This is a genomic window from Pseudoalteromonas sp. OF5H-5, assembly GCF_021530695.1.
In the GTDB taxonomy this organism is placed as follows: domain Bacteria; phylum Pseudomonadota; class Gammaproteobacteria; order Enterobacterales; family Alteromonadaceae; genus Pseudoalteromonas.
In genome coordinates, this window is the sequence record NZ_JAKGBF010000003.1 from 155,298 (window position 1) to 167,264 (window position 11,967).

Consider the following 11,967-nt stretch of genomic DNA (forward strand, 5'->3'; position numbering starts at 1 on the left):
AACCTCTCTCATTTCCTGCCGATAATCAAAGACAAACCTTTGAGTTTTTGATAAAAATAGTTACAAAGGAATCCAATTCCTAAATCTATTAATAATAATCGGCCAACAAGTGTATTGTTTGGCTGAAGAAAAGAACAATTTCAACAGGATCATGATGTTTAAAGCGCTAAAGTTCACCACCAAAGTAACCGTAGCAGCCTCCCTTGTGTTAGTAATTGTGCTCGGCTTATTTACCGTAAACAACTTTCTTGTTATGCGAGACCAAACTCAAGCTCGACTTACCTTGGTTTTACAAGAGATTTCAAGCTCGGTTTCACAGAATATCGCCAATTGGCTCAATGACAGACTTGAAATCGTGGTCTCGATTGCTGATGGACATAGAGCTGATGACTCCACTGAACAGATAAGAAGACGGTTAAAAACCGCAGACACTGCGGGGGATTTCAAAAACGTTTTTATTGGCACGCCAGATGGAACATTTGTGTTGGACGATCCAAGTATCCAACTTCCTGCTGATTTTGATGCGACTAGCCGCCCTTGGTACAAGCTCGCTGAGCAAAAACAAGATACCGCATTTACCGCACCTTATATCGACGTTACCACCAACGAATTCACTATCTCAGCCGTTGTACCTGTAAAACAAGGAGGCCGTTTCGCAGGTGTGGCAGGGGGGGACATCGACATGTCAACCATTACAGAAATTATCAATGAAATTGACTTCTTAGGGTTTGGTTACGGTTTCTTACTTGATGAAAGCGGTAAAATACTCAGTCATCCAGATACTAAACTGAATGACAAGCCGATGTCAGAGCTGTTTGGTAAACGCCTGTCATTAAATCGGGATTTCACGGAGCTTGAAATTGATGGCACAGAAAAGCTCGTTTCATTTGTAAAAATGAAAGGCATTAAAAATGTCGACTGGTATCTTGGCGTTGTCATTAATAAAGAAATTGCCTATTCGTCCGTATCTTCTTTTAGAAATATGGCGGCTATCTATATGCTACTTGGCGTGATTGCGATTGTGGTGATGCTACAACTATTGCTCAAGTATCTGATGCGCCCGATGTACAATCTCAATGCAGCCATCAAAGACATCGCCCAAGGTGAAGGTGACCTTACTCGTAGGTTAATCGTAGAAAATCAAGATGAATTTGGCGAGTTATCCGATTATTTCAACCAATTTATCGATAAAATTCATGCTTCTATTACGCAGGTAAAAAATACTACAGTAACACTTGAAAACGTCGTAAATAGTTTGGTTGCGCAAACGCAAGATACCTTATCTATGTATACAGATCAGTCAAAGCGCACCGATAGCGTCGCGACAGCGATCAACGAGCTTTCCTCAAGTGCACAAGAGATCTCAAACAATGCAACCCATGCTTCAGAACTTGCCAGTAACGCCAACAAGCTTTCTGTTGAAAGCCAACATTCACTCACTCAAAATATCGAAGAAATCGCTTCACTGACACAAAAAATGTCTCAGGCACAAGACACGCTGGATGGATTGGATAAACTCTCAGGCAGCATAGGGCAAGTGCTTGAAGTGATCAAAGGAGTTAGCGAGCAGACCAATTTACTGGCGTTAAATGCTGCCATTGAAGCGGCTAGGGCAGGTGAGGCCGGACGTGGATTCGCCGTCGTTGCCGATGAAGTAAGGCAATTAGCACAGCGCACGCAAGAGTCAACGCAAGAAATCGAAAGCACTATTGCACAACTACAACAAGGTTCTGCTTCAGCTGTGGCCGTAATGAAAGCGAGTTTAGAAGACTCAGCAAGAAGCGCCGATAGAGCCAATGCTTCAGGTACTAAAATGCAAGAAGTGAGCAATTCGATTGATGCCATAGACGGCGTTAACCATGCAGTTGCCAGCGCCACCCACCAGCAAAACACCGTTATCCAAACATTAGATAGCGACATTCATCATATTAGTGACCTCAGCCTGCAAGGCAGCAATAACCTAACCGCAACCCTTGAAGAGTGTAAGTCATTGAAACTACAGTTCGACGAATTAGAACAAATGGTGCTCAAGTTTAGAGTCTAACGCCATCTCACTAGAGCTTAAAAGCCGCTTAACAAAAGCGGCTTTTTTGTGATCCTTTTATGACACAAAACACCTGCAACATCTCATTAACCAACAAAATTTCCTTAAAAACAATAAGTTAATTGATTAATGTAATTTCAATGACAGCTGTCACATTTGTGTATTAGTTGCGCAACATGGTTGTCATTTTTCGTAATTAGACTGCACCCAGTTTTTTAGCAACTAGCAATAATTTATAAGGTGTATGCGATGAAGTGCGTTAACCACTTGCTTATAGCAGGTATGCTAGCAACGGCCTCTGCCGGAGCAACAGAATTAAATCAAGCGATGGACAAAAGTGCAGCTATCAATGAATCTGCATTAAAGTCTCAAGGGAAAATCGATGGTATTGCAGACGATATGCAGTCTCGTTTGCAAAAGTTCAAGACGTTGAACAAAGAAATCGACGGCCTATCTGTTTACAACGCTCAATTAGAAAAACAAATCAAAAACCAACTTGAAGAAATGGCAGCCATTAACACCTCTATGGATCAGGTTTCGGTGATCGAGCGTCAAATCACACCTCTCATGATGCGCATGATCACAGGTCTGAAACAGTTTGTTGAATTAGATGTGCCTTTCCTTCCTAAAGAGCGTGCTGAGCGTATTACTCAGTTAACTAACTTGATGGAGCGTGCTGATATTTCATCAAGCGAAAAGTTCCGCCGCGTACTTGAGGCTTACCAAGTCGAAGTTGACTACGGACGTACTATCGAAGCTTACACCTCATTACTTGACGTGAATGGACAAGAACGTGAAGTAGATTTCCTACGAATTGGTCGTCTTGAGCTGCTTTATGTCACAAAAGATGGCAGCCAAGCTGGTTTTTGGAACAAAGACAGTAATGCTTTTAACGCATTACCAGATACCAACATCAGCCAAATCAATAAAGGCATTCGCATCGCACGTAAGCAGTTAGCACCTGACATGTTAACGCTTCCAGTTCAGGCTGCAGAGTAATAGGTGAGACCACTATGAAATTCGTACAAAAATTCACTAAACACGCTATTTTCGCAACAACACTTGCGTTAACCGCATCTGCGCATGCTGAACAAGCATTAGATTTAGATTCACTACTAAAAACCTTAGAGCAAGGGCAAACGGCACAAACAGCCCAAAACAAACAACGTGAAGCCGAGTTCAAAGCGCAGCAAAACAACCAAATCCAAATGTTGAATGCGTTAACGGGTGAACGTAACCAAGCGTTGGCTAAATCAGAGCGTCTAGAAACCAATTTCGAAGAAAACGAAATAAAACTGGCCAACCTAAGTGACACGCTTAGCAAACGTATGGGTACATTAAAAGAGCTATTCGGTGTGCTTCAACAAGTAGCTGGCGACAGTTCAAATAAGTTCGCAACGTCAGTTGTATCAGCTGAAATTAAAGGTCGTGATGATTACATGACTGAGCTTGCGAAAAAGATGGGCTCAACATCGCGTCTAGCATCAATCGAAGACATTGAAAAAGTCTGGTTTGAGATGCAACGTGAAATGACGGAACAAGGTAAAGTGTCGCGCTTTAATACCGAAGTTATCGTAGCCGGTGGTACCAAGCAAAACAAAGAAGTGCTTCGCGTCGGTGCGTTTAACTTAATCGCTGATGGTAAATACCTGACTTACAACAATGATACACAAACGCTTTCTGAACTGACTCGTCAGCCAGCGTCTCGTTTCACCTCGACAGCGGGTGAATTACAAAATGCGAAGACCGGTTCTGTCGATTTTGCCCTTGACCCAACAGGCGGTTCAATTCTCGGTCTACTAGTACAAGCGCCAAATACCGAAGAACAAGTACACCAAGGTGGCGCGGTAGGTTATGTGATCCTAGGTGTTGGTTTACTGGCACTACTTATTGCAATTGAGCGTTTTGTATCACTCATGTTGATGGGTTCTAAAATCAACCGTCAGCTTAAAGATAGTGTTGCCCGTGACGACAACCCGCTAGGTCGTGTGATGAAAGTGAAAGAGCAATACCCAGATGTGGCTTACGATACGCTAGAACTTAAGTTAAGCGAAGCAATCCTTCGTGAGATGCCAAAGATCACTCGTAACCTGACTTTAATCAAAATTATTTCAGTCGTAGCACCTCTACTTGGTCTACTCGGTACAGTGACCGGTATGATCAACACCTTCCAAGCAATCACCTTGTTTGGTACGGGCGACCCTAAACTCATGGCTGGTGGTATTTCTCAGGCCCTCGTAACCACCGTACTTGGTCTGGTTGTCGCTATCCCAACCGTATTCCTTTACACACTACTAAACACACGTTCTCGTAACTTGCTCCTTATTCTTCAAGAGCAAAGCGCGGGGATCATTGCTGAGCGTAGCGAGAAAGGAGCGTAATCGTGGTTTTATTGCTTGATGCAATTAACGCTTTACGTGAATTCCTTGATACAGGTGGCCAGGTTCTCCTGGTCATCGGCTTCGTAACCTTCGCCATGTGGCTACTTATTCTCGAGCGCTTCATGTTTGTGTTCGGTAAATACAGAGGCTACAAAAACGAAGTCCTACAAGCTTGGAACTCGCGAAATGAGCGTAACAGTTGGAACGCAGAGCAGATAAGACAAGCAACTATCTCTCGCGTGGGGATCAAACTCAACGCCAACTTACCATATATCAATGTCATGGTGGCACTGTGTCCTTTACTAGGACTCCTAGGCACGGTAACTGGCATGATTGAAGTATTTGATGTAATGGCGATCACCGGATCAGGCAGTGCACGCTCTATGGCATCTGGGGTATCAAAAGCAACTATCCCGACAATGGCAGGCATGGTTGGCGCGCTTTCGGGTGTATTTGCATCGACCTACCTTCAGCGTAAAGCCAAGCGTGAAGTTGAGTTGTTAGAAGATAAAATGCTACTAGACCATTAAGCGGTCGTGTGAGGAAAGAATTATGAGAGCACCACTTGCAAAAGTATTCCAAGAAGAAGAAGCAGAAGAAATCAACATGACGCCAATGCTGGACGTTGTATTCATCATGCTTATCTTCTTTATTGTAACGGCCTCTTTCGTTAAAGAAGCGGGTATTGATGTTAACCGCCCAGAAGCGGCCACTGCAGTTAAAAAGCAAAGAGCCAATATCCTGGTTGCAATTTCAGATACTGGTGAAATTTGGATTAACAAACGCCAAGTAGACATCCGTGCAGTTCAAGCAAATATTGAGCGTCTTAAAGCGGAGAATCCGCAGGGTAGTGTGGTTATTCAGGCTGATAAAAAGGCAACTACTGACACGCTAATTAAAGTAATGGATGCATCACGCGCAGCTGGCGCATTTGATGTTTCGATTGCAGCACAGGAGTCATAGGAACATACCATGCGTTACTTAATTGCTTTAGTAATTGCAGGCATAGTTACCTTTTTCCTTTTCTTGGGTATGCAAGCGCTTATCCAAGGAGGGGAAGGAGCAATGACAGATCCTGTAAAAGGACAAGTACTAGATTTCGTCCGTCTTAAAAAAGAAGAGACGGTGGAGAAAAAAGAGCGTAAGCCACAAAAGCCACCAACACCTAAAGAGCCGCCTCCACCAATGGATGCACCACAAACCCAGAACAACAATCTTGACGCAACAGGCGGCAACTTTGATTTTAGTGCCAATGTGGACGCTGACGTAGATTTGGCGAGTGGTTTAGCACTTGAGTCCAGTGATGGTGAATATCTGCCAATCGTTAAAGTTGCGCCGGTATATCCAAGACGTGCTTTATCACGCGGAATTGAGGGGTATGTGATTGTTGAGTTCATTGTAACTAAACAAGGCACTGTGAGAAACCCTGTTGTAGTAAGCGCCGAACCGGAATCAATCTTTGACCAAGCAGCGCTTGATGCGGCATTGAAATTTAAATACAAACCTCGCGTAGTAAACGGTGAACCGGTTGAAGTTGCGGGTGTTCAAAATAAGATTTCATTTCAAATTAATGGCTAACTGCCATTAAGGATTGCGATTATGAAAATGTTTAAAAAAATTACGTTAGTAAGTGCGTTATTTAGCACAGGTTTAATAGCGCCGAGTCTCATTTCAGTCATACCAAATGTTAATTTGGCAACGGCTTATGCTGACTCAGAAACTAAAACCAAGCGTGTGCCCGCGCTACGCGAAAAAGTGTATAGTCAACTGGCCCGCGCGCAAAAACTTGCAGACGACGGGCAAGTTGCAGAAGGCCTCGCCGCATTAGATTCGGTGAAAGAACGCGTTTCGAGTATGAATAGCTACGAAGTGGCAATGATGTATAACTTCTATGGCTTTATTTATTACAACGAAAACAAGCTCGACAAGGCCATCGAATCTTTCAAAGCAGTTATTGCGGAAGAATCTATTCCTGAGTCCCTGCGTCTTTCTACGACATTTAGCTTGGCTCAATTGGCCATGGCAAACAATGATTTTGAAAGTACATTATCATTCCTTGATCAGTGGAAAGAAGCTAATACCCAGGCCCCAAAAAGCAACTTTTATATTTTAAAAGCGCAAGCACAATATCAACTAAAAAAATATAATGATGCGATAAGCAATATAAATACTGCGATTGATTTAGTTGAATCCGACGGTGAACTACCAAAAGAAAACTGGTTAGTTCTTCAGCGAGCGATATATTACTCATTAAATCAGCCAAAAAAAGTAGCAGATGTTTTAGAGAAAATGGTTACCCTCTATGACAAACCACAATACTGGATCCAGCTTGGCGGCATGTACGGTGAAATAGGTGCCGAGAAAAAACAGCTTGCAACATTTGAAACTGCAAAGCAAAGGGGCTTTATAAAATCGAAATCTGATTATATGCAACTTGCTCAAGTCTATTTAATGAACGCCTTGCCTTTTAAAGCAGCGGAAGCACTCGATAACGGAATAAAAGCAGGTGTCGTTGAAGACAGCGCCAAAAACCTAACTTTTATCGCAGAAGCATTCGTTCAAGCAAGAGAAGATAAAAAGTCACTACCTTTCTTCCTAGCAGCAACTGAAAAAGTTGAACATGGCAATTTAGATCAGAGACTTGCAGAGATCTACTTAAATCTTGAACAATATGATGAAGCCGCAGATCACGCCCGACTTGCTCTCAATAAAGGCGATTTAACGTTTGAGTCTAACGCCTATGTCGCACTTGGAATGGCACAGTTTAACCTGCAAAACTTTGATGCTTCTATATTGGCCTTCGAACAAGCTGAAAAGCACAAAAAATCAGCAAATCTCGCTAAGCAATGGATTAAATATGTGAAGCGGGAAAAAGTTCATGCTGAAACATTAAAACAAGCTTTATTATAATATTTTATAATCGCAACACCAAAGCCGCCTTCGGGCGGTTTTTTTATTTTTAAAAGTTCCAATTTTTATTATGAAGATTTAATTACAATCATTTTGTGTAATCTTCGTGTAATAAAACCCCATTAATTTAGTCACATCATTTAAACACAGTAAAAAAATAATTTTTTAAAAGTCTACTATTGGAGTTAGCAATGGAACTAAAAAACCTCTTCAGAGTCTCTGCAATCGTCGCTGCTATGGCACTTACTGGTTGTGGTGGTGACATCGAAGTTACACCTACTGTAAACGATAACAGCACTAACAATTCAAACAATACAACAAACAATGGCGATTCAGGCGGTGATACAGGTGGCGATACTGGCACAACTAACCCTTGTACAACTCGCGCTGTAGGAAGCACTGAAGTTCAAGGTACGTTCCAAGCACCACACTGTGTATACGGCACTGACTTTGCTTCTAAATCGCTAGAAGTACAAGGCGATGTTACATTCAAAAAGCTTGAGAATGGCGGCGCTCACGTATTCAAAGGTGCACTTTTAATCGGTAAAGATTGTAACACATCAACAGGTTGTACAATCGAGGCGAACGGTCCAACACTAACTGTAGAGCCAGGTGCTGTAATGGCATTCACTTCTGGTGAGTCAGTGGTTCGTATCGCGCGTGGCGCGAAGATCAACGCAGTTGGTACTGCAGCCGAGCCAATTCGTTTCACTTCAGCAGCAGAATTTGACGCATTTAACCTAGCAGGTATCGGTCCACAGTTTGCTGACTGGGGTGGTATCATGGTTAACGGTTTTGGTATCACAAACGAATGTACCGATGCAGAGCGTGATGGCGACCTATGTAATGCAGATTCTGAAGGTGTAACAAGCTACTATGGCGGTAAAAACAACGCAGATAGCAGCGGTCAAATCAAATATGCGCACATTTGGTATGCAGGTTCTGGTCCTCGTGATGGCGGCCCTGGGGACGACTTAAATTCACTAACACTGAATGCTGTGGGTTCTGGTTCAAGCTTCGAATTCCTTCACATTCACCAAGGTTTTGACGATGGTATCGAATTCTTCGGTGGTGCTGCAAACATCAAAAATATCGTAGTAACGGATACTCAAGATGATGCTGTTGACGTTGATGCAGGATGGCAAGGTAAAGGCCAGTTTATCCTTGTTAAGCACGGTACAATTCAAACTAAGCGTGACGTTACTTATGCTGATGACAACGGCGACGCGGTACTAATTCCTGCGGGCACAGAAGGCTTCATGGGTAACAATGGTTTTGAAACCGATGGTGAAAAAGCAGCAGGCCCTGATTACAGCCAAGCACCAGCATCTACGCTTAATTTTGCAAACGTAACTGTGTTAACGACTGATGGTAACTCAATTCGTGATGATGACGAATCACAAGGTATGAAGTTTGATGATGCTATCCGTGGTATGTATTACAACGCATTAGTAGTTAAATCATCAGCTGCGAATGGCACTGAATGTTTAGAGTTTAAAGATGATAAGGCTGCTGCAAACGCTGAAGCTGATACGCTTAACTATGTAAGCTCTGTACTTGCTTGTGCTGCAAACTTTAAAAATGGTTCTGACCCATTACCTGCAGGTGAAGGTAAAGAAGACTGGTTTGTTAACGCAGGCTCTAACCAAATTCTAAACGGTGCAGCTGACGTAATTGCAGCAGACGGCTTCTCAACAAATTCAAGCTCTACCGCTATCACTGTTGAAGCAAACGACCTAAGCAGCCTAAATGACAACTTCTTCACGACCGTTGATTACATTGGTGCGGTATCTGATAAAGATACGTCTTCTGAATGGTATCAGTGGGTTAAGAAAGCAATTGAGGCTTCAAACGCTGACTAATTATCCGTAATGACCTTAGTTATTACAATTAAGGCGCAGTCATTGCGCCTTTTTTATGATTTTTGGCAGGATTGCATATGGATACTCAAATGAAATTTAAAAAAGTTGCTTTAGCCATCAGTACGGCACTCACAGTCGCAACTTCTCTACCAAGCGTTGCAGAAGAAGAACAGGCAATCGAAGAAGTTGTTGCGGTAGGTACTCGTTTGCAAGGTAGTGCTGCGGCGGTAATTGAAGAACGTAAAAACCAAGCCTTCGTTGCGGATATCTTAGGCGCAGAGCAGCTATCTAGAACAGGTGATAGTGATGCAGCATCCGCGCTACGTCGTGTTACCGGTCTCACGTTAGTTGACGGCAAGTTTATCTATGTTCGTGGCCTAGGTGAGCGTTACTCAAGTGCTCGCCTGAATGGTGCCGCAGTACCGAGCCCGGACTTAACCCGAAACGTTATTCCACTCGATATTTTTCCAGCAAGCATTATTGAAAGTCTAGCGGTACAAAAAGCTTATTCTCCATCAATGCCTGCTGCATTCGGTGGTGGTAACATCGATATCCGTACTAAGTCTGTACCATCGGAGTTCACCGCAGGTATTGAGGTAGGTATTGGCCAAAACTTTAATTCTGATAAAGGCTTTACCTACAGCGGTACCACGGAAGGTATACCTCAAGTACTACAAGATGCAGTTGTAAGATATCGTGGTAACTTTGACATCGGCGAAGTTGTAGACAAAAACGGTTTCAAAGATAAAGACGGGCTAACACGTGCGGATCAAGCAATTGACGTGATCAAAGGTTTTGTGTCATCACTTCCTCGCGATATTCAAGTCAAAGAAGAGTCCCTAGATCCAAACTTTGATGTAAAAGCCAACATTGGCAATAGTTTCCAAGAAGATTGGTTAGGCGGCACGGTAGGCTTTATGCTTGCGGGTTCCTATGACAACGATTGGAATTATAGCGACCGCACAACAGGTGTTATTGACGACACATTAGCTGAAAACTGTACTTCAAAACTAGAAACCGCAGAAGACACAGCCAATTCCTGTTATGTGACACTTAAAGAATCTAAAGTAACGACTGAAACTGAACGCCTAAATGGTGTATTCAATATCGGTTACCGCTTAGATCAGCATAGCATTACTTATTCTAAGATTTATCTAGAAGATAACGAAACCGAATCAGAGTTTTCCGTGTTACAAAGCCCTAACGGCAGTACCGTTAGAACAATTGCGGGAACGGGCGCGGCACAGCGTTCACATCAGTTTGATTACGAAGAACGCACGTTGGATATCGACCAAGTGATTGGTCAACACACGTTCCTCGATTACTGGGGGGTAGGCTTTGACTGGCAGTATACAGAGTCAAAAGCGCAAACCGATATTCCAACAGAAATCGACTTTAAGTTTATTGATAACTATAACGAAGACGGTTCTTATAAAAACTCCATCGTAACCGGTGATGATAACCGTATAACGTACGCCTTTACCGACATGGAAGACAACGTAAAGTCTTACAGCGGCAATGTCACCTTACCGTTAACCTTCGAGGGTATAGAAATTACCCTTAAAGGTGGTTATGACTTTATGGACAGAGCGCGTGTTTACAATACCAGTAACTTCGTTGTAAACAACAAAAGTGGTATATCCATCCCAGTAAACTTTGATGAGTCTGAGATCTATGGATTATCGGGTTATCTTGACGATGAGTTTTTGAACAACAACACTTTCTTGTTGACCTTCAACGAACCTCAGGCACCAGCGGCAGACGATTATATCGCGGCTCAAAAGATTGATGCGGGCTATGGTGAGTTTGATATCTTCTTCGACAATACCTGGCGTATTAGTGGTGGTATTCGTTACGAAGACTTTAAACAAGTGTCACTTGCAACATCGAGTCTGATTTTCGACCGCATAACAATGGAAACGATTTACGATGAAGAGCGTATTTTAGCCGGTACCGTTAACGAAGATAACTTCTTTAACGCACTATCGCTAACGTATCTTTCAGACGGTAACTATCAAGTACGTTTTGGTTATGGTGAAACCACAGTACGCCCTGACTTACGTGAGTTAGTACCGGTTGCCTACTATGATCCACTAACCGATATCCGCACCTTCGGTGTAGCTGGCCTAAAGAGTAGCGACCTGAAAAACTATGACGCGCGCTTTGAGTACTATATGGATAATGGCGACAACTTCTCAGTTGCGGCATTCTATAAAGACATCACGGCACCAATAGAAACCATCTTACGGGTTGGTGATGAAGACTATACAGCAACCTTCGTAAATGGTGAGGAAGGCGAAGTATACGGTATCGAAGCCGAGTGGTTATATGACTTATCGAGTCTTGCGAGCGGCTTCTTTACGTCAGGTAACATCACCTTAAGTGATTCTGAAGTATCGATAGATCCTGCTCGTGCAGGTAACTTAACCAATCCAACAAAGCGTATGACGGGTCACTCAGAGTACGTAGTTAATATGCAATTAAACTATGATTCGGCTGATGGTCAACACAGTGGTTCATTAGTGTATAACGTCTTTGGAGAGCGTATTTTGGCTTCTGGGATTGGTGGTAGAGATGATGCTTATGAGCAACCATTTCATTCGCTTGACCTAGTATATACTTGGTATCCAGACTTTAACTCTAAAGTTAAATTTAAAGTCAAGAACTTGCTAAATGAAGATCAAGAAGTAACTCAATCTGACGTGGTAGTAAGACAAAAAGATGTTGGCACCTCAGTTAGCCTGAGCTACAGCTACGAGTTCTAAGGAAC

The 11,967-nt window shown here is 42.8% G+C and carries 9 protein-coding genes; all 9 read left to right on the forward strand.

What is annotated here, in order from left to right; all coding sequences use genetic code 11:
* Positions 1-154: 154 nt before the first annotated feature.
* The 9 genes from L1271_RS05575 to L1271_RS05615 all read left to right on the forward strand — a co-directional run bounded on the left by L1271_RS05575 (position 155) and on the right by L1271_RS05615 (position 11,962).
* On the forward strand, positions 155-2,044 hold the full coding sequence (locus L1271_RS05575) for a methyl-accepting chemotaxis protein (protein ID WP_102058117.1): 1,890 nt from the start codon (positions 155-157) through the stop codon (positions 2,042-2,044).
* 249 nt (positions 2,045-2,293) lie between these two features.
* Positions 2,294-3,043, forward strand: a complete 750-nt coding sequence (locus tag L1271_RS05580; protein WP_235367204.1) for a DUF3450 domain-containing protein — start codon at positions 2,294-2,296, stop codon at positions 3,041-3,043.
* A 14-nt stretch (positions 3,044-3,057) separates the two neighbouring features.
* Positions 3,058-4,425, forward strand: coding sequence for a MotA/TolQ/ExbB proton channel family protein (locus tag L1271_RS05585; protein ID WP_102058115.1), 1,368 nt, complete (start codon positions 3,058-3,060; stop codon positions 4,423-4,425).
* Between the two features lie 2 nt (positions 4,426-4,427).
* Positions 4,428-4,955 (forward strand): MotA/TolQ/ExbB proton channel family protein, encoded by a 528-nt coding sequence (locus L1271_RS05590; protein ID WP_010378705.1) that lies wholly within the window; start codon positions 4,428-4,430, stop codon positions 4,953-4,955.
* A 22-nt stretch (positions 4,956-4,977) separates the two neighbouring features.
* The gene (locus tag L1271_RS05595; protein ID WP_010378708.1) at positions 4,978-5,388 is read left to right on the forward strand and encodes an ExbD/TolR family protein; all 411 of its coding nucleotides are present in this window, start codon (positions 4,978-4,980) and stop codon (positions 5,386-5,388) included.
* Between the two features lie 9 nt (positions 5,389-5,397).
* On the forward strand, positions 5,398-6,003 hold the full coding sequence (locus L1271_RS05600) for an energy transducer TonB (protein ID WP_010605501.1): 606 nt from the start codon (positions 5,398-5,400) through the stop codon (positions 6,001-6,003).
* A gap of 21 nt (positions 6,004-6,024) precedes the next feature.
* On the forward strand, positions 6,025-7,335 hold the full coding sequence (locus L1271_RS05605) for a tetratricopeptide repeat protein (RefSeq protein ID WP_174169172.1): 1,311 nt from the start codon (positions 6,025-6,027) through the stop codon (positions 7,333-7,335).
* A 191-nt stretch (positions 7,336-7,526) separates the two neighbouring features.
* Positions 7,527-9,197, forward strand: a complete 1,671-nt coding sequence (locus L1271_RS05610) for a hypothetical protein (RefSeq protein ID WP_235367206.1) — start codon at positions 7,527-7,529, stop codon at positions 9,195-9,197.
* A gap of 77 nt (positions 9,198-9,274) precedes the next feature.
* Positions 9,275-11,962, forward strand: coding sequence for a TonB-dependent receptor domain-containing protein (locus L1271_RS05615; protein WP_029215807.1), 2,688 nt, complete (start codon positions 9,275-9,277; stop codon positions 11,960-11,962).
* The last annotated feature ends 5 nt before the right edge of the window (positions 11,963-11,967 follow it).

Coding starts and splice junctions, on each gene's coding strand:
- L1271_RS05575 (WP_102058117.1), top strand. CDS start 155: ATGTTTAAAGCGCTAAAGTTCACCACCAAAGTAACCGTAGCAGCCTCC.
- L1271_RS05580 (WP_235367204.1), top strand. CDS start 2,294: ATGAAGTGCGTTAACCACTTGCTTATAGCAGGTATGCTAGCAACGGCC.
- L1271_RS05585 (WP_102058115.1), top strand. CDS start 3,058: ATGAAATTCGTACAAAAATTCACTAAACACGCTATTTTCGCAACAACA.
- L1271_RS05595 (WP_010378708.1), top strand. CDS start 4,978: ATGAGAGCACCACTTGCAAAAGTATTCCAAGAAGAAGAAGCAGAAGAA.
- L1271_RS05600 (WP_010605501.1), top strand. CDS start 5,398: ATGCGTTACTTAATTGCTTTAGTAATTGCAGGCATAGTTACCTTTTTC.
- L1271_RS05605 (WP_174169172.1), top strand. CDS start 6,025: ATGAAAATGTTTAAAAAAATTACGTTAGTAAGTGCGTTATTTAGCACA.
- L1271_RS05610 (WP_235367206.1), top strand. CDS start 7,527: ATGGAACTAAAAAACCTCTTCAGAGTCTCTGCAATCGTCGCTGCTATG.
- L1271_RS05615 (WP_029215807.1), top strand. CDS start 9,275: ATGGATACTCAAATGAAATTTAAAAAAGTTGCTTTAGCCATCAGTACG.